Source organism: Candidatus Thiodiazotropha sp. AKAK3 (genome assembly GCF_058244645.1).
In genome coordinates this window covers 115,875-139,644 of the sequence record NZ_JBSYOQ010000068.1, presented here as the reverse complement: position 1 = coordinate 139,644, position 23,770 = coordinate 115,875, and the positions used below count along the sequence as shown (strand labels likewise).

Here is a 23,770-nt window from a genome sequence, read left to right as displayed (position 1 = left end):
GGGGCAGGGCCCCACCCTACCGTTCAATTCAGGGCGTAGGGTGGGGCCCTGCCCCACCAAAATAGCTTGGTTACCTCAGAAAATTCTCGCTCTACGTAACAAATCCCCTTAAGTAAGTGCCATTCGTCTATAGGCCTACTTACAGCGCTATTACGCAGCCTGGATAGGAATAGAGTCACCTGTGCGAATAACTTTGTTCTCCTCGTTCAAATAGACGAGGTCAGGCTTGAATCCCTGCATCTGCTCTTCATCCAGTCCGGCATAGGCACAAATAATAATGCGATCACCTGGCTCAGCCTTATGTGCTGCAGCACCGTTTACCGAAATCACACGGGAACCCGACTCAGCCAGAATGGCATAAGTGGTAAAGCGCTCACCATTGGTCACGTTATAGATTTGAATCTGCTCATATTCATGAATACCGGCCAGCTTCATAAGCTCGGCGTCAATGGCACAGGAGCCTTCATAATCCACCTCGGAGTGGGTGACACATGCCCTGTGTAGCTTGCACTTGAGTACTGTCAGCTGCATGGATTCATGACCTTAAATTGATGAAAATTACTATCTTGCCTGCCTAAACGGGCCATAGATCCCTAGTTTAGACTGAAATTTACAGTTAATTATCCGTGAAAACGTCTCAGCTATCAATCAAAAAATGCTGCTATGCAGCAATTGGCCGATGCGAGTCAAATATCGTCTCTTTATTATTTCCAATTTTACCATTTATCAATATGGTTGCAGTTACTCGTTTTTCAAGCTAGATCCCAGAACCCGAGCTTAAACAAGTTAACCAAAACGATCTAATTTTTACTATAAAAACATAATGTTACTAGTTATTTTGCGATTTTATCACAATCCTGCATTTACTCAGAGATGAGATTATCTATCAACCTTGTTTTACCCAGATATGCTGCAGCCAGTACAACCAGTCGTGAGTCATGTTGACTGGGATGTGCCAACCGGTCAGCGCTGCAAATGGCATAATAATCGGGTCTGAATCCAGCGGAGAGCAGCATTTCCTGCGCCTCGGTTTCGAGTTGCTTAAAATCACGCTCACCATTCGAAAGCGCATGAGCTGTTTGCTGTAACGTCTCAAATAACTTAGGCGCCGACGCCCGCTCTTGAGCTGTCAGGTATCCATTACGCGAACTTTTCGCCAATCCATCCTCTTCCCTGACCGTTTTCAATCCTACAATTTCCACAGGCATAGCGAGATCAGCCACCATCTGGCGAATTACCATCAGTTGTTGGAAATCTTTTTCACCAAAAAGAGCAACATCTGGCTGCACCATATTGAAAAGTTTGCATACCACTGTCGCCACGCCAACAAAATGGCCAGGACGGCTAGCACCACAAAGGATATCGGAGATGCCTGGCACTTCTATCCGAGTCTGCTCCTCTTTTCCCGCCGGATAGATTGTTTCTGCTGTCGGAGCAAACAGAAGATCGACACCCGCTTCTGATAATTTCTGTCGGTCTGCCTCCAGGGTGCGGGGATAGTCTTCAAAATCTTCACCAGCACCAAACTGCATAGGGTTGACAAAAATACTGACAACAATGCGTTGTGACCACTTCTTCGCCTCCCTCACAAGGGCCAGGTGGCCTTCATGCAGATTACCCATAGTCGGCACAAAACCGATCTTCTCCCCGCTGTTTCGCCATACGCGAACCCTATCGCGAAGGGTTTTAATTTCGGAAAGAGTTAAAACATCGTCATTCATGTAAAACTATGCTCTTTGGATGGAAAGCTACCCTGTTTGACTGCAGTTGCATAGGCCCTGATCGCCTCTTCGATATCTCTTCCAGAGTGGAGGAAGTTCTCAACGAACTTTGGAGGTTGAGGGTTGATTCCCAACATGTCGTACAGCACCAATACCTGTCCATCGCAATCCACCCCGGCACCGATACCGATAACCGGCACAGCCAATGTCTGACTGATCCTAGCTGCCAGCTTGTCAGGCACACACTCCAGCACCAACAGATCAATACCGGCCTTCTGCAGAGCCATGGCATCATCCAGAATTCGCTCTGCCTCCTGCTCTCCGCGTCCTTGAACACGATAACCACCAAGTTTATGTACAGATTGAGGCAGTAGTCCCAAATGACCACAGACAGGAATACCTTGGCTGGAGAGCTGATTGATTGTCTCTAAATGGACAGCGCCCCCCTCCAGTTTAACCATCTGAGCCCCCCCCTCTTTCATCAACAGACCTGCTGACTCCAGCGCCAATTCGGGGGAGCGGTAGCTCATGAACGGCATGTCTGCGATCAGCAGAGCACTTTGCCTGGCGCGTGCCACATTACGTGTATGGTATATCATCTCTTCGAGGGTCACGGGCAAAGTGCTCTCCTGACCTTGAATCACCATACCCAGAGAGTCACCCACTAGAATTACCTCAATGCCAGCTGACTCTATAAGCCGGGTAAAACTGGCATCATAGCTGGTGAGTGTGCAGATCTTCTCACCCTTTGATTTCATATCCAGTAAGCTTCTGATTGTGATATTTTTTCTACTCATTTGGTTTTACTCGTTCAGAGAGATAGCGTTGGATTCAGGTAGCGTCTGTCAGCGCCCTCGCTACTGATGTGACGAACCAGTAAATCAAAATCCTTCTGCCTCTCCAAGGGATTGATTTCCGCCGCATTGATTATCAATAAAGGGGATTGGTCATAATAGTAGAAAAAGTCTGTATAGGCATCGCAGAGTCGCTTCAGGTAGTCCGCATCTATGGTTTTCTCCTGAGGTCTGGCGCGTTTTTTTATCCTTTTCATCAGGGTATCCACCGGTGCCTGCAAATAGACCACCAAATCAGGTGGTGGCGCTTGCAGAGTCAGGTGCTGATAGACCTGTTCATAGAGTGCCAACTCATCCCTGTCCAGATTGATCTGTGCAAACAAACGATCCTTCTCAAGCATAAAATCTGCAATCAGGCGTTGCCGAAACATATCGTTCTGAACAAGCCCATTCCATTGGCGGCTACGCTGAAACAGGAAAAAAAGTTGAGCCGGCAGTGCTGCTTCACGAGGATTTTCGTAAAAACGCTGTAGAAATGGGTTCTCTTCTGCCCCTTCCAAAAGCGTTTCACTCTGGAAATGTTCAGCCAGACGACGAACCAGACTGGTCTTACCCACGCCAATTGGCCCCTCCACAACAAGAAATTGAGGCATCTCAGGTGAGTCGCTCAACTTCTCCCTCCCCTTCTTCAGTTTTAATGTCCTGGAGTGTGCCCACACCGGGTATATAGAGATCTTCTGGTGCGATCTCCTTAAGTGGCAAGAGGACAAAACTACGCCTGGCAATTTCTGGATGAGGCACTTTCAAGCGGGGTGTTTTGATAACCTGGTCGCCGTATAAAAGTAGATCCAGGTCGAGACTGCGAGGGCCCCATCTTTCCCCTCTGATTCTATGATGACTCTGTTCCAATGCCTGTAGAGCATCCAATAGGATTTCAGCCTCTAAAGTGGTTGATAACCGGGCGACCGCATTGATGAAGTCGGGTTGATCCTGTGGACCAACCGGTTGACTGCGATAGAGGGATGAGTGGCCATCCAGATGAGCGCCATCCAGCCTGGCAAGTTCTGCAAGCGCATGTTCTACCTGTCTTCTTGGGAGATCCAGATTGCTACCCAAGCCAATATAAGCAACCACCATTTAGCAACTACTCATCGATAGTTTGTGGCTTTTTACGACGTCTTCTTCGCCGCTTACCTCGGCCTCTGTTTCCCTGTTCTGTCATAGAGAGCTTTTGCTGACTGTTTGCATCCTGATAGAGAGTCCACCAGTCAGACAACTCTCGTTCAACCTCTCCAGACTCTGCACGCAACAACAGAAAGTCATATGCGGCTCTGAATTTTGGATGGGTCATCAAGCGTTGAGGACGATTACCCTGACGCTGCGTAAAGCGAACCTGAAGTTGCCAGATATCGCGCATTGGATAGCTGAAACGTTTAGGAATCGAGACATGCTGTGACTGTTCAGAAAGTACATCAGAAGCAGCATTCTGTAGCGCCTCCACAGGATGTGCCCCTTGTGCCTGAAATCTTTCAGCCCTAAGCCTGACCGGCTCCCACAACAACACGGCAAAAAGAAATGCCGGTGTGACAGATTTGTTCTGCCTTAATCGCTCATCGGTATTCGCCATACCTCGACTGACGAAGGTGATCGGAAACTCGTGGTCTTCGTGGGACAGAGCCTCTTCAGTAGCTGGGAAAAGCTGTCCAAACAACTCGTAGTGTCTTAACTTTTCAAAACTTTCCAGGGCAGCACCACCCAGAAACAGCTTCAAAACCTCTTCATAGAGCCTCGAAGAGGGGACATCCTTGAGTAGTGGTGCGAGTTTGATAATCGGCGCTTCGGTTTGTGGTTCAATCACAAATCCAAGCTTGGCAGCGAACCTGATCACTCTCAATAGTCTTACAGGATCCTCCCGATAGCGACTCTCCACATCGCCCAACAGCCTGATAATCCCTTGCTGAAGATCTGACATGCCGTTTGCGAAATCGACGACAGAGAAGTTATCCACACTGTAGTAAAGCGCATTAATGGTCAAATCACGCCTTTGCGCATCCTCTTCCAGTGTGCCATAGACGTTATCCCGCAATATCCTGCCATTTTCCATACGACGGTCTCCACCATCGTCGGAGTCTTTGAGGTTACTGCGAAATGTGGCGACTTCTATGATTTCCCTTCCAAAATGGACATGAGCCAGACGAAAACGCCGGCCGATCAAGCGGCAGTTACTGAAGACCTCCTTAACCTCTTCCGGCAAAGCATTAGTCGCCACATCGAAATCTTTCGGCTCCCGGCCAAGTAGCAGATCCCGAACGCCACCACCGACAAGATAGGCCTCATAACCGGATTTACTCAGACGATAAAGTACCTTAACCGCATTTTTACTGATATTTGCGCGGGAAATATTATGCTCATCTCTGGGTATCAATAACACTGACGCAGGATCACCATTATCCAGCCCAGAGGTTTGGGCTGAGCCATTAACCAATCTGGAAAAGGTCTTTTTTAGCCAATTGGCAGCATGTTTCAAGGGTCGATTCACCAAAGATATTTTCGCCAGGTCATTGAGCCTGGCAACCAAGTCAGTATAATACCGCCTTTCGTAAGAAGCTGCTCCCTTCGTCTAGTGGTTAGGACGCTGGCCTCTCACGCCGGTAACAGGGGTTCGAGTCCCCTAGGGAGTACCAATCCAAAAAGGCCGCAACAGTGCGGCCTTTTTGATATTAATCCATTTTACAGCTTTTCTGCTAGATCCTTGATATAGCTCTTAAAACCTTCGCCCAACTCCTCATGGGCCAATCCTAATTCGACTGTCGCTTCGAGATAACCAAGCTTGCTGCCGCAATCATAGCGCTTCCCTTTCACCCGATAAGCTCTGACTTTTTCATATTTAATCAACTCAGCGATCGCATCAGTCAGCTGAATCTCACCGCCGGCACCACGACCAGTCTCTTTGATCAGTGAGAAAATTCGTGGCGTTAGAATATAACGCCCTACCACCCCCAGATTGGATGGCGCATCTTCCGGCTTTGGTTTTTCAACGATAGAGGTGATAGTAGCGGTCTCTCCATCATCATCCTCTACCTCTACGATGCCATATTTACCGGTCTCTTCAAAAGGCACCTCTTCAACCAGGATGACACTGCATTGATAGCGTTCGTAGATCTCTGCCATCTGCTCGATAGCGCCGATGCCGTCATCCCCTTGAATAAGGTCGTCAGCAAGAATAACTGCAAAGGGTTCGTCAGCAACCACCTGTTCTGCGCAGAGCACAGCATGCCCCAGTCCCAACGCCTCTGATTGGCGCAAATAGATACAGCTGACATCGGGCGGTAAGACATTCTGAACCTTTTCCAGCAATGCCGTTTTACCCGCCTCTTTGAGTTCACTTTCCAACTCATAGGCCTTATCGAAGTGGTCAGGAATTGAGCGCTTGTTTCGTCCAGTCACAAAAACCAGTGAGGTAACCCCAGCCTCTTCAGCTTCCTCTGCTGCATATTGAATCAAAGGTTTGTCCACAATCGGCAGCATCTCTTTTGGATTTGCCTTCGTTGCCGGCAGAAAGCGTGTCCCCAATCCAGCAACAGGGAATACCGCTTTACGAATCTTTTTAACCATTACAACTCCTGTATTTTCTAACTGTTTCAACTGAACATAAGAATATGGATGCACAAGACTATGGGGCCAGATTTAGACTGTCAATGGATGTTTCTGAGATGACACCCGATTATCTGCATCAGCTCTACTCTCTATAGGCTCTGCGCAACCTCTGCATTAATTGATTTCAGTGCTTGAATCGGATCTTCTGCCGCTGTGATTGGACGCCCCACGACCAGATAGCTTGAACCTGCACCAATCGCCTCAGCGGGGGTCATCACACGTCGCTGATCATCTTTAGCCGCACTGCTGGGGCGAACCCCTGGTGTAACCAGCAGAAAATCCTGGTTTAAATGACGACGTAGCTCACTCGCTTCTCTTGGCGAACAGACAACGCCGTCAAGCCCTGCTTCATCGGTCAGTTTTGCCAATCGCACAACATGCTCATCAGCTTCACCAGTAAAACCAATTTCGTGGATATCCTCTGCGCCAAGGCTGGTCAGAATGGTTACTGCAACCAGTAAAGGTCTGTTGGAACGGCTCTCCAGGCGTTCTCTGGCAGCCACCATCATTCTTCGTCCTCCAGATGCATGCAGATTCATCATCCATATCCCCAAATCAGCAGCGGCATCGCATGCTGCAGCTACCGTATTTGGGATATCATGAAATTTTAGATCCAGGAAAATATCATATCCCTTTTTTCTCAGCTGCTCGACAAATGGAGGGCCCAATCGGGTAAACATCTCTTTGCCTACCTTAAGCCTGCAAAGTGATGGATCGAGGCGTTCAACCAGATCCAAGGCCTGTTGCTGTTGCGGAAAATCTAGCGCGACAATGACCCTAGAGCCTGTTTCATTCATGGTTAATACTCCTTAACCAGGGTTAGTATTCTGTTGAGTAGCCGGGCAGCATCAACCTTTGATGTTTCTACCCAAACATTGAAGTGGCTTAATCGCGCCCCAGGTCTTACAACTGGGGCAGTGCCAGTGAATTTTTTTCGCAGTGAAACCGCAGTGTTCGCACTGATACGCAGGCACTTGGTCAAGCAGTTTAGAGACGGAACTCAATAACACATCCAATGTCTCCCTTGGACTCTCTTCACTACGCTGCAGACTCAGTCTGACCAGACGCTCCAAACCCTTCAGATCAGGGGTCTCGGCCAAATGGTCGAGGACAGCCTCAACGGCTGCATCTTCCCCATCCGTATCTGCAATCATATCTGTAAGAATCAACATCGCTTCAGTACAGTGGTGCCGCTGATAAAGCTGTTGCAGGTAGTCATACATCTCCTGCTGCTGGCTCAGTTTCCTATAGCACTCAACCAGGCGCGGCAGGGTATCGGAAAGATAGGCTGGATCACTCCCTTCGACCTGTCTCAACAATCGAATGACCGAGCGACAATCACCCCTGGAATATTCTATCTCAGCCTGAAGCATTAATACTCTGACATTGCTGCGCTTCATCTGCTGGGCACGTTTGAGATAGCCCTCTGCCGCAGCCATGTTCTGCTGACGCAACTGTTGTTCAGCCAGTTCGCAGTAGAAATGGGCAATCGAGTTTGGTAATGCCGGATAGTGAGAGACTGTTATTTTTTCAGCTACTTCAAGGCAACGTTTCCAATCCTTCTCTTGCTGGTAGATCTCCAGCAGGAAGACATTTGCCTGCTCATTGTAGAGCTTCAGCTCAGTCAATTCGATGAATAGGTTTTCCGCCCGATCAAATAGACCGGCACGCATATAATCCTGTCCCAGTTCGAGCAGGGCCTGGGCTCGCTGTTCTCTGCTCAGACTTGGTCGTGCAATGAGATTCTGGTGAATTCGTATTGCCCGCTCAACCTCTCCTCTGCGCCGAAAAAGGTTACCCAGGGCTAAATGTGTCTCTACTGTGTCGCTATCAACGTCAAGCAGCTTTATGAAAAGATCGATAGCCTTGTCTGGCTGCTCATTCAACAGATAGTTGAGGCCCTTGAAGTAGACAGGCGATATCTCCGCTGGCTTCTTCTGACTTTTAACTGCCATACCACGCCTTGCAGCATACCACCCAGAGGCGGCCGCAACCGGCAGTAGTAGTAACAGCACCTCATACATCAACAGCTCCCTGATGTTCAAATCCCGCTCGATCAGCAGTCAGAAACAGGTGTCGATTGAAGATGCCTGAGGCTGAGATTAGTAAAGTCAGTTCCATGAACACTACACAGGTTACTCTTTCAATGGCAATGCACGGAGATTATTCACCTCTTTGCTTACCATCTCACTACGCCGTTTGAGGCTCTGTATTTCACGTTTAAGCCCGACGATCCGCCCCATACTGGAGATGAGGCCCAATATCACTCCAGCCCCAAGCACCAGGGTCAACACCAGAGAGAGAGGAAGATCCCGGCTGCCAAAATAGTAATTCACAGGCACAGAATCTGAATTGAGCACGGCAAATACAGCACCGAACATCATAATAAAAATCACTATAAATAGTTTTATGAATCGCATCTGCCATTCCGCATATCTATCACTTTACCCATTTTCGCTTAATGTGCAGGATATTTCATCCAAACAAATTAAATTTTGACAACAGTTTATGTTTTAAGAAGCACCAAGGGTACCTTGGTTAGTAATATTAACCAGGCAATTATGGCAAGATTCCTTTGATCCAGCACCTAAATAGGTCATTTTCATGACCCTCTGAATAGCTTTCATTAAGCGTAATGAATAAACAAATGGTAAAAATGGGCTGCTGCAGGGAGTTTTTCTAAATATGGGCCTCAGAATGAGGCCCTTGAACTGTAGTGATATACTAACCAGGCCATAGATATTAATAGACTCAGGGCTACAGCGGCGTTTTGATGCCTAGCCGTGAGCAAACACTCGACGGCTGAGTGTATTAATATCTATGGCCTGGTTAGTAAGATCAATTCAAGCGTAAGTATCCAACAAACCATTGCCTGATTGAATCCGTGTGGAATTCGAATCAGATGACCAGCCTTCCATTGAACTCTCACTGTCAATCCCAACACCACTAGCTTGAGCCTCCGCACTACCATCACGGCCCGGCTCACCAGTCTGATGCTGACCTACATCCACGTTTGCCAAGTTCAGATTTATCTCACCGAACATCTCACGCAAACGGGGTATTGAAGACTCCAAAGCTTCACGTGTTGGTGCCTGTGCAGCGATGAATGTGACATTGGTTTGATCATTATGTACCGAAATTCTGATCTCCAACGGGCCAAGATTGGGGGGGGTTAGCTTTATCTCAGCCTGCTGTACATTCTGGCTGACCATCCACTGGACACGTTCACCAACAGCCTGGTCCCAACCTGGTTGCCCCACAGGGGTATTCAGCGGTAATGCAATGGCGGGTCGACTGACAGCTGAAGAAGAGGCTGATTGAGATAATGCATTGAGGGAAAATGGAGATACTGAATCACTCCCTCGGGAGACTTCTGGCGAAGCTCTATCGCTACTCTCAGCAGAAATCAGGGGGAGCAGATCAACAGGTTTTTCAGTGTTGATATAATTAACTAAATTGGCGAATTTTGGTGCCGCAACTTCTGTTTGGACCTTCTGAGTAAGTGTTGCTGAGACAGGCGCTGGTAATTCAGTTGCCTGTATTGTCAATAGAGGTTGTTCACTGATTTGCGGCAATGGCTTGCCGTCTGCCTGCTGTGGCAGCGGCAACAACTTGCCATCCTGAGTGAGCATAGGCATAGGCATAGGCAGCGGCTGGTTTTCCACATCGACCGGCATCTGCATAGCAAACAGTTGCACCCCCCCTTCACTATCCTGAGGGGTGAGCAGTTCCTGTAATGCTCGATCGAAGGGAATACCGATAACCATACCCTCTGCAGAGAGGCTGAATAGCTCTGACTCGCTTTCACTGGTTATTGCAGTAGATGAATTTCCACCAGTCATTTGGGGCATAAGAGGTATTTGTGCCATGGCGTTACCTGTCAGTGTGGTCTCCTGTCGACAGATAACAAGCAGATTCCGGGCCAAGATCAGTGAATAAAATCCTCCGGGCCTGCGCGGCGCCAATCAGCCTGAGTTAACAGCCAATCGTCATCCTGTTGTATAAATTTGAGCTCGAGGCGTATCAGGTCACCCCGCCACGCGGCCAAGGAGGGGGCGTTCTCTTGAGGAGAGCCGGCCAAACCGGCAAACAGCAGCACTTTAGCTTTATCCTCGTCTACTATTTCGAGATTTTCGATTTTGGTTAACATAAAAATCGATTTATGACGTAAAAAATAGCCGGCCAGCATTGCCCTCAACTGCCGAAGCTCAAATCCATTCTGATCCTGATAGCCTGCATCAATAAATGCCATGGTTGCAGATAAATCCCGAGCTTTGATAGATGTCTCAGCTTCGCTGATTGTCTGGCGGAGTTGTGCTTCGGGAGAGACTGCACTATCGCTGCAACCCAAGATAACCAGGGCAATCAAAGCAATGGCAGAGTATCTGTATGTAGCACTCATGAAATCTGTTATCGCCATATTGAGCTGTGGGGTAAAAATTCAAGGATTTGGTTTACCGCAAACTTAATACATCCTGCATATCAAAAAGCCCATTTGGCTTGCTGCTGATCCATTTGCAAGCACGGACGGCCCCGCCGGCAAAATTCATTCGACTCGAGGCCTTGTGGGCGATCTCCACCCGTTCTCCTTCCATTGCAAACCAGACGCTATGCTCACCAACAACATCACCGGCACGAATGGTTTCAAATCCTATCGTTTTCCTATCCCGTGCTCCTGTATTGCCCTCACGACCATATACAGCACAGCTTTGTAGATCCCGCCCAAGGGTTTCAGCAATTACCTCACCCATGCGCAAAGCTGTACCTGATGGGGCATCGACTTTATGACGATGGTGAGCTTCGATAATCTCTATATCCGCTTCATCACCCATAACCTTAGAAGCCAGCTGCAACAGTTTAAAGCAGAGATTGACACCCACACTCATATTCGGAGCGAATACTATGCCAATCTCATCAGATGCCTCTTGCAGCACCTTTTTATCATCATCACTTAGACCGGTTGTTCCGATAACCATACGTTTTCCTGCCTGGCGACAGATCTGTAGATGGTTCAGCGTTGCTGCGGGGGATGTAAAGTCGATAACCACATCAAAATTGTCCAAGACTTCATCCAAGCTAGATGAGATGGCCAAATCGAGTCTGCTGAGTCCCGCCAGTTCTCCAGCATCCCGGCCAACCAGACCTGACTCAGATCGCTCAGTGGCAGCCCCCAGAGTTAAGCCCTCAGCTTCATGAACCGCCTGAACCAGGGTTCTCCCCATCCGGCCTCCGGCACCAACCACTGCAATTCTTGTCATCTGCTTACCCCTCGTCCGGAGCCGTTATCCGTTTTTTATATTAAAATCCCACTGAAAGAGGGTTCTGAAGAGTAAAAAACCTTAGAAACCCATGTTCTCGAAGAATTTCTTCACCCCATCTACCCAACTCGTGGAATGGGGGCTGTGTTTCCCCCCACCATGTTTCATAGTTTCATCGAATCGCTTCAACAGCTCTTCCTGTTCGGTCGTAAGTTTCACTGGTGTTTCAACCAGCACACGACACATTAAATCTCCAACAGGCCCACCACGTACTGGTTTGACACCTTTCCCTCGCATACGAAACAGGCGTCCTGTTTGAGTACCGGCTGGAATTTTCAGAATGACTTTTCCATCCAAAGTCGGCACTTCCAGTTCACCACCGAGGGCTGCGATCACGAAACTGATTGGAACTTCGCAGAACAGATGGTTATCTTCCCGACTGAAGATGGTGTGCGGCTTGACTGCCACCTGCACGTAGAGATCTCCCGGCGGGCCACCGCTCTCACCAGCCTCGCCCTCTCCCGCCAGACGAATGCGATCACCTGAATCCACACCAGGTGGTACTTTTACTGAGAGGGTCTTCTGTTCTTGAATGCGACCTTCACCGTGACATTTAGGGCAGGGATTATCGATCATCGTCCCCTTGCCATGACAGCGGGGACAAGTTTGCTGAACTGAGAAAAATCCCTGCTGCATTCTGACCTGACCATGCCCTGCACAGGTTTCACAGGTCTTGGGTGAACTGCCTTTCTTGGCTCCGCTGCCATCACAGGTATCGCACTTCACCAGGGTTGGGACACGGATTTTGACCGTCGTTCCCGCTACTGCATCCTCCAGGGAGAGCTGCAGGTTATAGCGTAGATCGGCACCACGGTGAACCCGGGAGCCACCGCCCCCACGTGCACCACCAAAAATATCACCGAATACATCACCGAAGATATCCGAGAAACTGGCATCACCACCACTGAAACCACCACCCATGGTCTGATCCACGCCAGCGTGTCCAAACTGATCATAGGCAGCACGCTTCTGCGCATCTGACAATATTTCGTAGGCCTCCTTGGCCTCTTTGAAGCTCTTTTCAGTCTTTTCTGAAGCATCACCGGTATTTCGATCAGGATGATATTTCATAGCCAATCGGCGATAGGCCTTTTTGATATCGGCCTCACTGGCGTTCTTGTTAACGCCTAAAACTTCGTAATAATCTTTTTTCGCCATGGTAGGTTCTATCTAAATAACATCTATATTCAATGAAATAGTGATCGCATGAATTCTGATTCAACTGCGATCTCACCCTTTTTTCATGCTGATCCGTATAACGCCAAAAACCGCACACCGGACAAGCCGGCGTACGGTCTGCTGGCAACAGTGACAGACTAGTTTTTGTTGTCTTTAACCTCTTCGAACTCGGCATCGACCACATCATCATCAGTAGCACTCGCGGTGTTCTCCGCTTCCGCCTCTGGGGCAACACCTTCACCGGCATCGGCACCCTTTTGAGCATACAAACGCTCGGCCATTTTGCCTGAAGCTTCCGCTAATACTTTGGTTTTTTCTTCGATAACCTCTTTGTCATCGCTACTCATCACCGCTTCAAGATCCTTGATAGCACTTTCGATAGACTCTTTTTCGCCGGCTTCGAGTTTATCCTCGCCCAACTCTTCCATCGACTTCTTAGTGGCATGGATCATCGAATCCGCCTGATTGCGTACACCCACCAACTCCTGGAACTTGCGATCTTCGTCGGCATGGGCCTCGGCATCATTTACCATACGGTCAATCTCATCATCACTCAGCCCGGATGAGGCCTTGATCACGATCGACTGTTCCTTGCCTGTTGCCTTGTCTTTGGCAGAAACGTTGAGGATACCATTGGCATCGATGTCGAAACTGACCTCAATTTGAGGTACGCCACGAGGAGCCGGCGGAATATCGCTAAGGTCAAAGCGACCCAGGGATTTATTCGCAGCTGCCTGGTCACGTTCACCCTGCAGTACATGGACGGTCACCGCAGTCTGACTATCATCAGCTGTGGAGAAAACCTGTGAAGCACTGGTTGGAATAGTGGTGTTTTTCTCGATCAGCTTGGTCATCACGCCACCCAGGGTCTCGATACCCAGGGAGAGCGGGGTAACATCAAGCAACAGGACATCCTTGACTTCACCACCCAGAACACCGCCCTGAATAGCAGCACCAATCGCCACGGCTTCGTCAGGATTCACATCCTTGCGCGGATCCTTACCAAAGAACTCTTTCACCGCATCCTGTACTTTAGGCATACGGCTCTGCCCACCGACCAGAATAATCTCATCGATCTTCGATGCAGAGATACCCGCATCTTTCATCGCCAGCTTACAAGGCTCGATGGTACGACTTACCAGATCGTCAACCAGCGACTCCAACTTGGCGCGGGTCAGTTTCAGGTTGAGATGTTTAGGACCACTTGCATCTGCTGTTATGTAAGGCAGATTGATATCGGTCTGCTGGCTGGAAGAGAGTTCGATCTTAGCCTTCTCAGCACCCTCTTTCAGACGCTGCAGAGCCAAGGGGTCATTACGCAGATCAAAACCCTGCTCTTTTTTGAACTCCTCAACCAGGTGATCGATGATACGCAGATCGAAATCCTCACCACCCAGGAAAGTATCACCGTTGGTAGAGAGCACCTCAAACTGATGCTCACCATCAATTTCGGCGATTTCGATAATCGAGATATCAAATGTACCACCACCCAGGTCGTACACTGCCAGGGTCTGGTCACCACGTTTTTTATCCATACCGTATGCCAACGCAGCAGCAGTAGGCTCATTGATAATACGCTTTACGTCCAGACCGGCGATGCGTCCCGCATCTTTGGTGGCCTGGCGCTGGGAATCGTTAAAGTATGCAGGAACTGTGATGACCGCCTCTGAAACGGTCTCACCAAGATAATCCTCAGCAGTTTTCTTCATCTTCTGCAGAATCTTTGCAGCAATCTCCGGTGGCGCCATCTTCTTACCATTGACCTCGACCCAGGCATCGCCATTGTCTGCGCCAACGATTTTGTAAGGCACCATGTCAGCATCCCGCTGCACCACATCATCTTTAAACATGCGGCCAATCAGACGCTTGATAGCAAATAGAGTATTTTGGGGATTGGTGACAGCCTGGCGTTTGGCGGATTGGCCAACCAGGATCTCGCCATCATTAGCGTAGGCGATAATTGATGGTGTAGTACGATCACCTTCACTGTTTTCAATCACTTTGGTGGAACTACCCTCCATAACCGCCACACAGGAGTTGGTGGTTCCCAGGTCGATACCGATGATCTTGCCCATGATGATTAACTCTCCGAATTCTTTACTAAATAATAAAATTTCTTACTGACTGTCCCTAATGTGGGGTCATGTCGCCGGCTTTCAAGCCTGTTCGTCTATTGATGTGCTGGATGAGGCCTTGGAAACCATCACCATTGCAGGTCTCAACAATCGTCCATTCAGCAGATAACCCTTCTGCACTACGGCAACCACAGTATTGGGCTCCACATCATCACGTTCCTGCATCGACATCGCCTGGTGGAACTCAGGATTAAAGACCGCTCCCTCAGGGTTGACCTGTTCGATCCCGTGACGGTTCATCACATCCACCAGTAACTTCAGGGTCAGCTCAGTACCTTCACGAATTGTATTCACATCGGCGCTCTCATCCAGAGCTGCCTGATTGCCTAATTCCAGGCTATCCCAGACCTGCAGCATGTCCTGCGAGATCTTGTCCAAGGCGTATTTGTGGGCATTTTCGAGATCCCGCTGAGTTCTTTTGCGTATATTGTCGACTTCAGCACGGGTGCGCATCAACTGATCCCAGTGGTCATCAGCTTTTGCCCTAGCATCTTCCAGCAACTTCATCAGCTCACCATGATCCTGACCGGACACAGAAGCCTCTTCAATCACCTCATTTTCAGCAGCATCCTCAGCCTGAGAAGCCTGGGGTTCATCCACACTTTCTGCTGAATCTTGCGGTTGATCCTTATCTATCACTTGGTTTGACCTCAACTATAAAAATAGAACGTATAACACCCCGCTATATCGGGTTATTCTCTGACAAATTGGGATGATTAATTTTTTTTCAAGGCTGCACTAAGAATTTTTGCCGTAATATCGACTACAGGAATAACCCGCTCATAGTTCATACGGGTTGGTCCGATAACCCCCAACATTCCAACCATCTCTTCATTCACCTGATATGGGGCAGTTACCACTGAGCAGCCGTTGAGCAACTGATAACCTGACTCTTCCCCGATGAAGATCTGCACCCCATCCGCATTCTGAAATTGATCCAAAAGATGCAGAATCTCATGCTTTTCTGTAAATGCATCAAACAGTTTACGCAGCTGATCCAATCCGGATAGCTCTGCAAACTCCATCAGATTGGTCTGTCCGGCAATCATACAGTCCTCTTCAGACTCACTGGCATTGACCACTTCTCCTGCCATTTTCAGCGCCTGAGTCATCATCTGATCAAAATGATCCCGAGCCTCGTTCAGATCCTGCAAGAGGGTATGGCGCACCAGGTCCATATCACGCCCGGCAAAAGAATTTGTCAGGAAATTGGCTGCCTGTTCCAGTTCCACTCGCTCAAAATCCCGGTGGGTATGAAGTATGCGATTGTGTACCTCTCCAGCATCTGTCACCAGAATCCCCAAAACCCGGTGATCAGACAGGGGCAGGAATTCAATTTGACGGAAAGTGGTCTTTTCCCGTCTTGGCAGGGTCACCACACCTGCCATATGAGTGACGCCTGAAAGAAGACGTGAGGCTGAGGCCAGTAGTGCTTTGTTCTCTTCCCCACCCATAATCAGCTCAGAACGTATCTTCTCCACCTCACTCTTTCTCAAATCCTGTATGGTAAGCAGGGAGTCTATGAACATCCGGTAGCCGGTAATTGTAGGAATACGACCAGCAGATGTGTGGGGTGAAGAGACCAGCCCCAGATCCTCCAGGTCAGCCAAGACATTACGCACGGTCGCTGGACTGAGATCCAGACCAGTGTCTTTAGCCAAGGTGCGGGAACCTATAGGCTGACCTTCTTTGATATATCGTTCAATCAACGCTTTGAGAAAATGCTGCGCGCGCTCACTGACCGCGGTTTCATTGACCGATTTTTTCTCTGACAAGGGAGTCTCCGGGTGATTATTAGCACTCATTCCGGTCGAGTGCCAACTAATCAAAAAATTAGCAATTCAAATCGATATAGTCAAGCCTTCTACTACATTGAATGTCCTACTTGGATTGACCTTGACAGCATGCTAACGTTGAGTAATGGTGCATTTTAAGCACTCCTTCAATGACATAACCTACGAGCCATATACCAGAGTATGCATAAACGGTTTCAACAAATCGGACTGATTGGTAAACATGGCGACCCGCTAGTCAAGCAGACCCTACTGCGACTCTACGACTATCTCATCGAGCAGCAACATGAGGTGGTCATTGAGGAGGCTACCTGTCGGATGCTTAACAATAAACCGGTATCCAGTGTACCGGAGATCGATCTCCCAAAGCACAGTGATCTTGTCATTGTTGTCGGAGGTGATGGCACACTATTGCATGCAGCCCGGGTATTATCGAAACAGAATATCCCACTTCTGGGGATAAATCTGGGAAGACTGGGTTTCCTGGTCGATATTTCACCAGATGAGATGACCCAGCAGTTGACTGAGATACTGAACGGTCAATATGAGCAGGAGTGTCGTTTCCTGCTTGAGGTCGGGATGGGAGATGAGTCGTCAGATAAGCAGAATATTCTGGCATTCAACGACGTCGTTTTACATAAATGGAATATCGCAAGGATGATTGAATTTCAGACCTATGTTGACGATCAACTGGTCAATGATCAGAGGTCTGATGGTTTGATTGTCTCAACCCCGACCGGGTCGACTGCGTACGCACTCTCAGGTGGCGGTCCACTGCTCCACCCCTCGTTGAACGCTATCGTTCTGGTACCGATCTGTCCTCATACCTTAAGTAACCGGCCCATTGTTGTGGATGGTGACAGCTTGATAGAGATACGTCTTGATCCGGCCCACGCGGAGGATGTTCAGATCACCTGTGATGGACAAGCCACCATACCGGCCATGCCGGGAGAGGTAATCCGGATTCGCAAGTCGGAACAGATGGTCAGACTGATACATCCCAAAGGCTACGACTACTACAGTATCCTGAGAGCGAAGCTCGGATGGGCTGAAAATCCGAAAAAAAATAGATGCTGATTCAATTACAGGTCCATAATCTGGCCATCGTCTCATCCATGGAGCTGGAGCTGCTGGATGCACTTACTGCATTGACCGGGGAGACCGGCGCTGGCAAATCGATCCTCATCGATGCACTTGGACTAGCCCTCGGTGAGCGGGCTGACAACGGTATGATCAGGGCAGGTTCCGACAGAGCAGAGGTTACCGCTCAGTTTGATATCAGCAAACTTCAGCAGGCCAGTGAATGGCTGAAGCAGCATGACCTGGATGAAGAGGATGAGTGTATTTTACGACGCAGCCTCAACAGAGAGGGGCGATCACGCTCCTTTATCAATGGTCGTAGCGTACCTTTACAGCAACTTCAGGATTTAGGTGGATTATTAGTCGAAATTCATGGCCAGCACGCCCATCAATCCCTGCTCAAACCGAATCACCAAAGAAGCCTGCTGGACGCCTACGGCGGCCACACCGAACTGAGCACCAAGCTGGCACAACAGCACAAGCGCTACCAGAAAGCGCATAAAGAGCTGGTCACTTTAACCGCTGCTGCCGAAGAGCGGGCCTCTCGCCTTGATCTGCTCCGTTACCAGGCACAGGAACTGACCAGCCTGGGTATTACTGCAGAAGAGCTCACAACGATAGAGCAGGAACATTCACGACTGAGTCACCTGGAACAGCTCAGAAGCAGTTGCAGTGAGATTATCTCTTCACTTGATAGCGAAAATCACTCACTACGCAGCAAACTCTCCCATTCACTTGACAATATCAACCAGATGGCGCAGCTGGATGCAGCACTGGCAGACCCCAGAGAGATGTTTGACAGCGCCCTGATACAGCTCGATGAGGCCCTGGCTTATTTACGTAACTATCTGACAGACATAGCTTTGGATCCAGCCGGTCTACAGCAGCTTGAGGAGCGTCTGAGCACACTGCACGATACTTCAAGAAAATACCGGGTCAAAATAGATCAACTGCCTGAAAAACTCCAGCAAATCGAGACTGAGATAGCAACACTTGAGCGAGCGGGCGAAACCCTCGCTGATCTATCGAATCAAGTTGAGGAGCAAAGAGATACATACCTCAAATTGGCTGAAAAACTCTCTTTGAAGCGTCAATCATCTGCAAAACGGCTGAGTAAGGAGATTACCGAAGCGATGCAGACACTGGGCATGCCTGGTGGTCGGTTCACGGTCTCCTTAACCCCTTTGGATTCAACACAAGCTGGTCCCCAGGGCCTTGAGCAAATCGACTTTCAAGTATCTGCTAATCCAGGGTTACCACTCGACTCGTTGAGTAAAGTTGCTTCCGGTGGCGAACTATCCCGCATCAGTCTTGCAATTCAGGTAGCGACCATCCAATACAGCGCCACACCCACCCTGGTATTCGATGAAGTGGATGTAGGCATCGGTGGCAGTGTTGCAGAAATTGTTGGGCAAATGCTTCGTAAGCTGGCTTCTGACCGACAGATTCTATGTGTTACCCACTTGCCACAAGTAGCGGCACAGGCCATGCACCATTTCCAAGTCCAGAAGACAACGCAGAAAAAGATGACCCGTACCGATATTGCCAGACTGGATGATGAAGCGCGCATTCAGGAGATTGCCCGCATGTTGGGAGGCGTAAAGATTACAGAGCAGACACTGGCTCACGCACAGGAGATGGTCTCACTCGCAGCCCATTAATATTAACCCACCTGGCACTTTGGGTTACCGCAATGGCCATAAATAATCAGGGAGTGATCGACGATTTCAAAGCCATGCTCACTGGCAATTTCCCGTTGCCGCTTTTCAATGGTTGTATCGACAAACTCTTCCACCTTGCCACACACCACACATACCAGGTGGTCATGGTGACTGCCACGTTCCAATTCGAACACCGCATGGCCACCCTCAAAGTTATGTCGGGTAACCAGACCAGCTGCTTCAAACTGGGTGAGAACCCGATAGACGGTGGCCAGACCAATCTCTTCACCCTTCTCAAGGAGTAACTTGTAGACATCCTCAGCACTTACATGACGCTGAGCACTACTTTCCAGCAACTCCAGTATCTTGACCCTGGGCAGGGTCACTTTGAGACCGGCTTTTCGGATATCTTGATTATCCATCCCTTCTTTTCTCCAACAAGTGTCTCTTGGATATGGAATGCGTTATTATGACGACTGGAAACAGATTGTACTCGTAATGAAAAAGATTCTCATCTTCATTTTAACTCTTTTGCCTGGACTCAATGGGTGTACCTCCTGGGAGGAGATATCCCTGGTTCACTCACCTGATATTGAACAGGGCAACATTGTTACCCCGGAAATGGTTGCTCTGCTTGAGCCCGGCATGTCTCAACGTCAAGTACGGTTCGCTTTAGGTACACCGATGCTGAGGGATGTCTTTCACGGTGAGCGGTGGGACTATATGCTCTCAATAAAACGCCGCAACGAAGCAGTTGAGATCAAACGTTTTAGCGCCTATTTCGAGGGTGATTACCTGACTCGCTTTGGTGGTGACATCAAACCCGCTGAAAATGTGGAATCAAATCAGGAAAAGCGTGAACTTGTAGCCAGCGTACCCGATTATGACGGGGATTTTGGTATTCTGGAGAGACTTTGGTATTCACTAGGATTCGGTGAGCCAGACTAGTGGGCAGTGTAGTAAATTCATTAATTTCCAGAGCCCACGGTTAACCCGCTCAGGAAAATAATCCAGCTGTAGTTTTCTGAATTTAATTCATGCTGGAGCGAGCAGCAATCGTTCAAGCCCCCCCTTTACGCATCGTCTTACCCTCTGCAGCCCGTTTCTTCCTGGCCTCCTTGGGATCAGCAATTAATGGTCGGTATATCTCTACCCTGTCTCCTTCGGTCAACAGACTTTCAAGTTTGGCCGCCTTGCCGAAAACACCTGTTTTGTTGACTTTAAGGTCAATCTCCGGGAACCGCTCAAGAACGGCTGACTGTTCTATCGCCTGTTGAACTGTCAAGGGTTCACTGGACTCGACCACCAGTAATACCTGCTCGTCCAACTTGCCATAGGCAACTTCATATTTCATTGTCCTGCTTTCCTATAAATCTCGTCTGCACGTTGGCAAAAGGCATCTACCAGCGTATTGGCGATTTGACTGAAGACCCGACCAAAAGCAGCATCAATCAATCGGCCAGCGAATTCAAATTCCAATACTAATTCAACCTTGCAAGCATCTTGTTTGAGTGCAATAAAATGCCAGCTCCCGTGTAATTTTTTGAATGGACCATCCCTCAAATGGATATCCATTCTTTCATCTGTAACCAGTTTATTGCAGGTTGAAAACCGCTGTTTGATACCTACCCGTGACACTTCGAGTTCACCACATATCTCTTCAGGTGTACGGGAAATCAATCGACTAGCGCTGCACCAGGGTAAAAAATGTGGGTAGTCCTCGAAATCACAAACCAACTGAAACATTTCATGGGCTGAGTGTGTAACCAGCGCACTCTTTTTAACAACCGGCACTTTTAAAATATTCCAATAGCATTCAAAAAAACCACCACTACAGCTAATGGCGATACATAACGGATCAGTGTCCACCACAGTTTGTATCGTCCAGGGTCCATCTGAAATTCATCCTGACTGGATGATTTTTTCATCAACCAACCACTGAACACCGCGATCAGCAAACCACCCAGGGGCAACATAATGTTGGCCGTCAAATAGTCGAGCAGATCAAAAAAGGTCATACCGAAGAGTTTCAACTCCGATCCGATATTAAATGAGAAGACAGTACCCAGACCGATAACCCAAGTTGTCATACCAATCCAGATTGAAGCACGAACTCGCGTCATACTGCGGTTCTCAACCAACCACGCTACTGCAGGTTCGATAAGAGAGATCGAAGAACTCCAGGCAGCAAAAACCAGCAGAATAAAAAACAGCGTGCCAAAAATTTGCCCCCCAGGCATAGCCCCAAAGGCGATCGGTAGAGTCTGAAAAATCAGACCGGGACCTGCTCCTGGCTCGAGACCATTTGCAAAAACAATGGGGAAGATAGCCATACCGGCTAATAGAGCAACCGCTGTATCCAATAATGCGATTAATACTGCCGATCCCGCAATTGAGGACTTTTTCGGCATATAAGAGCCATAGACCATGATTGCCCCCATACCCAAGCTCAAGGTAAAGAATGCATGCCCCATCGCAACCAATAGCGGACTGCCACTGAACTTACACTGTTCAAGCCCATCAACAACCTGACAAGTATAAATTAACTTATTGAAATCCGGGGTAAAAAGAAACTCAACACCCTGAACAAAAAAGCCAGTATTCATTGCATATCCGACCAACACAATGAGTAGTACAAATAGTGCTGGCATCAGATAGGTGACGGCCCTTTCAAGACCCGACTTCACCCCTTTCGCAACCACAAACATACTCATCAGCATGAACAGGGTATGCCAGGCCAAGAGTCGTTCTGGACTACCCACCAATCCATTGAACAGTCCCTCGATAGCAACCGCATCCATGCCATTGAAAACCCCAGCACCGGCACGTACCACATAAGCCAACGCCCATCCCGCAATGACACTGTAGTAGGAGAGGATGAAAAAACCGGCTAAAACACCACTCCAACCAACCAGTGCCCAGGCTTTATTGGCACCCTCCTCCCGACTCAGAGCTGCCATTGTGTTGATCGGACTCTGTCTGCCTCTTCTTCCGAGCATGATCTCGGCCATCATGATAGGTATACCTACCAATGCGATACATAACAGATACACGATAACAAATGCACCACCGCCATTTTCACCGGTGATATAGGGAAACTTCCAGACGTTACCCAAACCAACTGCTGATCCGGTAGCTGCCAGAATGAATACCAGCCGTGACGACCACTGACCATGAATGGATTGTCTTTCAGTCATATAATCTTGCCCTTTAACAGCCCCTGAATGAGCACCCCCAAAGCTTAACTGAATATTGCCACGTGAGGTTAGGAATTTAAATGCTGATGATTTTCCTGATTTCGAGGGCATTTCACAAGCCAGCTCTAGCTAGTAGTCTAATACAGCATTAGAATAGCCCGATGGCAAGCAAAGCAAAGAAGAAAGGTCAGGGGCGCCCTACTATAGCGCTGAACAAGAAAGCAACCCACGATTTTTTCATTGAAGATCGATATGAGGCAGGTCTGGCTCTACAAGGCTGGGAGGTCAAAAGCCTACGGGAAGCACGGGTTCAAATCAAAGAGAGTTACGTCACCATCAAGGATGGTGAGGCCTTTCTATTTGGTGCCCATATCGTTCCTCTGAGCACCGCCTCCACCCACATCCACCCTGATCCAACACGCACCCGTAAACTCCTGTTGCATCGCAGTGAGCTGAATAAATTAATCGGGCTTGTGGAGCGCAAAGGCTACACACTGGTACCAACCGCGCTCTACTGGAAGAAAGGCATGGCGAAACTGGAAATAGGCATAGCCAAAGGCAAGAAGCTCCATGACAAAAGAGCGAGCGATAAAGACCGTGACTGGAAAAGAGAAAAAGAGCGCCTCTTTAAGCACAGCTGATCCCATTTTCACAGCTCAGCGACACTAAGCATATTTTCATTGGTCAGGAACCACTGCCTGGCATATAATGTCTGACTCACTAACCGTTACGGGGGCGACGTAGGCTTCGACGGGGGTTGCAAAACCTGAAGTGCATGCCGAGGTGCAGAATACCTCGCAAAACTATCTGCAAACTTATAGTTGCCAACGACGACAACTACGCACTCGCCGCTTAATACCCGGTAGGGTGCCGCCTGACTGGAGCCGTGCTTGTGCGTCCAGCTTTTCAGGCGTCATATCTCACAAGATCGCGTTGAAGCTCGTCCGGGGTGGATTCGTTAAAACCTTACCGGAATCGCTTATTGCGCGCCCTGTCCGTCGGGTGGTAATCGGCTAAATATAATAGGCTGGACTAAGCATGTAGAACTTTTGGCAGAGGACTCGCGGACGGCGGTTCGAATCCGCCCGCCTCCACCATTTCCCGATTCAAAGAAATCCAACAAGATCCATAAGCCAGCGTAAATGCTGGCTTTTTTATTGCCTGCTCGTCCGTTACCGTCTAGTATATTCCGGTAACAGCTACCCCCAAATGACGGTAAGTATGGCGGTAACTCT

General features: G+C 48.8%; 25 protein-coding genes, 1 tRNA gene and 1 other RNA gene. 6 read left to right on the top strand and 21 right to left on the bottom strand.

Annotated features, from left to right (window positions below; all coding sequences use genetic code 11):
* Positions 1-150: 150 nt before the first annotated feature.
* From panD to pcnB, 6 genes are all read right to left on the bottom strand, one after another.
* Positions 151-531, bottom strand: a complete 381-nt coding sequence (panD, locus tag AC4IE7_RS18150; RefSeq protein ID WP_490778278.1) for an aspartate 1-decarboxylase — start codon at positions 529-531, stop codon at positions 151-153.
* 332 nt (positions 532-863) lie between these two features.
* Positions 864-1,721: a pantoate--beta-alanine ligase gene (panC, locus tag AC4IE7_RS18145; RefSeq protein WP_490778277.1), complete on the bottom strand. Its 858-nt coding sequence runs from the start codon at positions 1,719-1,721 to the stop codon at positions 864-866.
* On the bottom strand, positions 1,718-2,518 hold the full coding sequence (panB, locus tag AC4IE7_RS18140; protein WP_490778276.1) for a 3-methyl-2-oxobutanoate hydroxymethyltransferase: 801 nt from the start codon (positions 2,516-2,518) through the stop codon (positions 1,718-1,720). Before panB ends, panC begins: the two co-directional genes overlap by 4 nt.
* A gap of 14 nt (positions 2,519-2,532) precedes the next feature.
* On the bottom strand, positions 2,533-3,186 hold the full coding sequence (locus AC4IE7_RS18135; RefSeq protein ID WP_490778275.1) for a deoxynucleoside kinase: 654 nt from the start codon (positions 3,184-3,186) through the stop codon (positions 2,533-2,535).
* Positions 3,170-3,652 carry a 2-amino-4-hydroxy-6-hydroxymethyldihydropteridine diphosphokinase gene (gene folK, locus AC4IE7_RS18130; RefSeq protein ID WP_490778274.1) on the bottom strand — a complete coding sequence of 161 codons (483 nt, stop codon included), beginning with the start codon at positions 3,650-3,652 and terminating at the stop codon, positions 3,170-3,172. The genes AC4IE7_RS18135 and folK overlap by 17 nt, the downstream gene beginning before the upstream one ends.
* A 7-nt stretch (positions 3,653-3,659) precedes the next feature.
* Positions 3,660-4,970, bottom strand: a complete 1,311-nt coding sequence (pcnB, locus tag AC4IE7_RS18125) for a polynucleotide adenylyltransferase PcnB (protein ID WP_490778279.1) — start codon at positions 4,968-4,970, stop codon at positions 3,660-3,662.
* Between the two features lie 154 nt (positions 4,971-5,124).
* Here pcnB and AC4IE7_RS18120 point away from each other — a divergent pair.
* Positions 5,125-5,199, top strand: a tRNA-Glu gene (locus tag AC4IE7_RS18120).
* Positions 5,200-5,245: 46 nt separating this feature from the next.
* Here AC4IE7_RS18120 and galU read toward each other — a convergent pair.
* The 11 genes from galU to hrcA form a co-directional block, all read right to left on the bottom strand.
* Positions 5,246-6,130: a UTP--glucose-1-phosphate uridylyltransferase GalU gene (galU, locus tag AC4IE7_RS18115; protein WP_490778273.1), complete on the bottom strand. Its 885-nt coding sequence runs from the start codon at positions 6,128-6,130 to the stop codon at positions 5,246-5,248.
* A 131-nt stretch (positions 6,131-6,261) separates the two neighbouring features.
* Positions 6,262-6,969 (bottom strand): orotidine-5'-phosphate decarboxylase, encoded by a 708-nt coding sequence (pyrF, locus tag AC4IE7_RS18110; protein WP_490778272.1) that lies wholly within the window; start codon positions 6,967-6,969, stop codon positions 6,262-6,264.
* Positions 6,970-7,020: 51 nt separating this feature from the next.
* Complete coding sequence (gene lapB, locus AC4IE7_RS18105) at positions 7,021-8,196, bottom strand: lipopolysaccharide assembly protein LapB (protein ID WP_490778271.1); 1,176 nt, start codon at positions 8,194-8,196, stop codon at positions 7,021-7,023.
* 111 nt (positions 8,197-8,307) lie between these two features.
* Complete coding sequence (locus AC4IE7_RS18100) at positions 8,308-8,592, bottom strand: LapA family protein (protein WP_490778270.1); 285 nt, start codon at positions 8,590-8,592, stop codon at positions 8,308-8,310.
* Positions 8,593-9,015: 423 nt separating this feature from the next.
* Complete coding sequence (locus tag AC4IE7_RS18095) at positions 9,016-10,041, bottom strand: flagellar hook-length control protein FliK (protein ID WP_490778269.1); 1,026 nt, start codon at positions 10,039-10,041, stop codon at positions 9,016-9,018.
* A gap of 59 nt (positions 10,042-10,100) precedes the next feature.
* Positions 10,101-10,592: a hypothetical protein gene (locus AC4IE7_RS18090; protein ID WP_490778268.1), complete on the bottom strand. Its 492-nt coding sequence runs from the start codon at positions 10,590-10,592 to the stop codon at positions 10,101-10,103.
* 34 nt (positions 10,593-10,626) lie between these two features.
* Positions 10,627-11,430: a 4-hydroxy-tetrahydrodipicolinate reductase gene (dapB, locus tag AC4IE7_RS18085; RefSeq protein ID WP_490778267.1), complete on the bottom strand. Its 804-nt coding sequence runs from the start codon at positions 11,428-11,430 to the stop codon at positions 10,627-10,629.
* Between the two features lie 81 nt (positions 11,431-11,511).
* On the bottom strand, positions 11,512-12,648 hold the full coding sequence (gene dnaJ / locus AC4IE7_RS18080) for a molecular chaperone DnaJ (protein ID WP_490778266.1): 1,137 nt from the start codon (positions 12,646-12,648) through the stop codon (positions 11,512-11,514).
* A gap of 158 nt (positions 12,649-12,806) precedes the next feature.
* A complete protein-coding gene (dnaK, locus tag AC4IE7_RS18075) occupies positions 12,807-14,744 on the bottom strand; it encodes a molecular chaperone DnaK (protein ID WP_490778265.1) in 1,938 nt (645 codons plus the stop codon).
* Between the two features lie 81 nt (positions 14,745-14,825).
* Positions 14,826-15,443, bottom strand: coding sequence for a nucleotide exchange factor GrpE (gene grpE / locus AC4IE7_RS18070; protein ID WP_490778264.1), 618 nt, complete (start codon positions 15,441-15,443; stop codon positions 14,826-14,828).
* 77 nt (positions 15,444-15,520) lie between these two features.
* Complete coding sequence (gene hrcA, locus AC4IE7_RS18065) at positions 15,521-16,579, bottom strand: heat-inducible transcriptional repressor HrcA (protein WP_490778263.1); 1,059 nt, start codon at positions 16,577-16,579, stop codon at positions 15,521-15,523.
* Positions 16,580-16,780: 201 nt separating this feature from the next.
* Here hrcA and AC4IE7_RS18060 point away from each other — a divergent pair, with 201 nt between their 5' ends.
* Both AC4IE7_RS18060 and recN read left to right on the top strand, forming a co-directional pair.
* On the top strand, positions 16,781-17,674 hold the full coding sequence (locus tag AC4IE7_RS18060; RefSeq protein ID WP_490778262.1) for an NAD(+) kinase: 894 nt from the start codon (positions 16,781-16,783) through the stop codon (positions 17,672-17,674).
* Positions 17,668-19,338 carry a DNA repair protein RecN gene (gene recN, locus AC4IE7_RS18055; protein ID WP_490778261.1) on the top strand — a complete coding sequence of 557 codons (1,671 nt, stop codon included), beginning with the start codon at positions 17,668-17,670 and terminating at the stop codon, positions 19,336-19,338. Before AC4IE7_RS18060 ends, recN begins: the two co-directional genes overlap by 7 nt.
* Before the next feature lie 2 nt (positions 19,339-19,340).
* Here the strand turns inward: recN and fur are convergent, their stop codons facing one another.
* The gene (gene fur, locus AC4IE7_RS18050; RefSeq protein ID WP_490778260.1) at positions 19,341-19,760 is read right to left on the bottom strand and encodes a ferric iron uptake transcriptional regulator; all 420 of its coding nucleotides are present in this window, start codon (positions 19,758-19,760) and stop codon (positions 19,341-19,343) included.
* A gap of 37 nt (positions 19,761-19,797) precedes the next feature.
* Here fur and AC4IE7_RS18045 point away from each other — a divergent pair, with 37 nt between their 5' ends.
* The gene (locus AC4IE7_RS18045; protein WP_490778259.1) at positions 19,798-20,286 is read left to right on the top strand and encodes an outer membrane protein assembly factor BamE; all 489 of its coding nucleotides are present in this window, start codon (positions 19,798-19,800) and stop codon (positions 20,284-20,286) included.
* 112 nt (positions 20,287-20,398) lie between these two features.
* Here the strand turns inward: AC4IE7_RS18045 and AC4IE7_RS18040 are convergent, their stop codons facing one another.
* Genes AC4IE7_RS18040 through AC4IE7_RS18030 form a run of 3 tightly spaced genes read right to left on the bottom strand, consistent with a single transcriptional unit; the run spans position 20,399 to position 22,535 of the window.
* Positions 20,399-20,692: an RnfH family protein gene (locus AC4IE7_RS18040; protein WP_490778258.1), complete on the bottom strand. Its 294-nt coding sequence runs from the start codon at positions 20,690-20,692 to the stop codon at positions 20,399-20,401.
* Positions 20,689-21,132 (bottom strand): type II toxin-antitoxin system RatA family toxin, encoded by a 444-nt coding sequence (locus tag AC4IE7_RS18035; RefSeq protein WP_490778257.1) that lies wholly within the window; start codon positions 21,130-21,132, stop codon positions 20,689-20,691. Before AC4IE7_RS18035 ends, AC4IE7_RS18040 begins: the two co-directional genes overlap by 4 nt.
* Before the next feature lie 2 nt (positions 21,133-21,134).
* Positions 21,135-22,535 (bottom strand): sodium-dependent transporter, encoded by a 1,401-nt coding sequence (locus AC4IE7_RS18030; RefSeq protein WP_490778256.1) that lies wholly within the window; start codon positions 22,533-22,535, stop codon positions 21,135-21,137.
* 161 nt (positions 22,536-22,696) lie between these two features.
* Here AC4IE7_RS18030 and smpB point away from each other — a divergent pair, with 161 nt between their 5' ends.
* Both smpB and ssrA read left to right on the top strand, forming a co-directional pair.
* Entirely contained in the window at positions 22,697-23,176 is a 480-nt protein-coding gene (smpB, locus tag AC4IE7_RS18025; RefSeq protein ID WP_490778255.1) for an SsrA-binding protein SmpB, read from the top strand.
* 90 nt (positions 23,177-23,266) lie between these two features.
* Positions 23,267-23,632: a transfer-messenger RNA gene (gene ssrA, locus AC4IE7_RS18020) on the top strand.
* Positions 23,633-23,770: the final 138 nt, after the last annotated feature.

Coding starts and splice junctions, on each gene's coding strand:
- panD (WP_490778278.1), bottom strand. CDS start 531: ATGCAGCTGACAGTACTCAAGTGCAAGCTACACAGGGCATGTGTCACC.
- panC (WP_490778277.1), bottom strand. CDS start 1,721: ATGAATGACGATGTTTTAACTCTTTCCGAAATTAAAACCCTTCGCGAT.
- panB (WP_490778276.1), bottom strand. CDS start 2,518: ATGAGTAGAAAAAATATCACAATCAGAAGCTTACTGGATATGAAATCA.
- folK (WP_490778274.1), bottom strand. CDS start 3,652: ATGGTGGTTGCTTATATTGGCTTGGGTAGCAATCTGGATCTCCCAAGA.
- galU (WP_490778273.1), bottom strand. CDS start 6,130: ATGGTTAAAAAGATTCGTAAAGCGGTATTCCCTGTTGCTGGATTGGGG.
- pyrF (WP_490778272.1), bottom strand. CDS start 6,969: ATGAATGAAACAGGCTCTAGGGTCATTGTCGCGCTAGATTTTCCGCAA.
- lapB (WP_490778271.1), bottom strand. CDS start 8,196: ATGTATGAGGTGCTGTTACTACTACTGCCGGTTGCGGCCGCCTCTGGG.
- AC4IE7_RS18100 (WP_490778270.1), bottom strand. CDS start 8,592: ATGCGATTCATAAAACTATTTATAGTGATTTTTATTATGATGTTCGGT.
- AC4IE7_RS18095 (WP_490778269.1), bottom strand. CDS start 10,041: ATGGCACAAATACCTCTTATGCCCCAAATGACTGGTGGAAATTCATCT.
- AC4IE7_RS18090 (WP_490778268.1), bottom strand. CDS start 10,592: ATGGCGATAACAGATTTCATGAGTGCTACATACAGATACTCTGCCATT.
- dapB (WP_490778267.1), bottom strand. CDS start 11,430: ATGACAAGAATTGCAGTGGTTGGTGCCGGAGGCCGGATGGGGAGAACC.
- dnaJ (WP_490778266.1), bottom strand. CDS start 12,648: ATGGCGAAAAAAGATTATTACGAAGTTTTAGGCGTTAACAAGAACGCC.
- dnaK (WP_490778265.1), bottom strand. CDS start 14,744: ATGGGCAAGATCATCGGTATCGACCTGGGAACCACCAACTCCTGTGTG.
- AC4IE7_RS18060 (WP_490778262.1), top strand. CDS start 16,781: ATGCATAAACGGTTTCAACAAATCGGACTGATTGGTAAACATGGCGAC.
- recN (WP_490778261.1), top strand. CDS start 17,668: ATGCTGATTCAATTACAGGTCCATAATCTGGCCATCGTCTCATCCATG.
- fur (WP_490778260.1), bottom strand. CDS start 19,760: ATGGATAATCAAGATATCCGAAAAGCCGGTCTCAAAGTGACCCTGCCC.
- AC4IE7_RS18045 (WP_490778259.1), top strand. CDS start 19,798: ATGCGTTATTATGACGACTGGAAACAGATTGTACTCGTAATGAAAAAG.
- AC4IE7_RS18040 (WP_490778258.1), bottom strand. CDS start 20,692: ATGAAATATGAAGTTGCCTATGGCAAGTTGGACGAGCAGGTATTACTG.
- AC4IE7_RS18030 (WP_490778256.1), bottom strand. CDS start 22,535: ATGACTGAAAGACAATCCATTCATGGTCAGTGGTCGTCACGGCTGGTA.
- smpB (WP_490778255.1), top strand. CDS start 22,697: ATGGCAAGCAAAGCAAAGAAGAAAGGTCAGGGGCGCCCTACTATAGCG.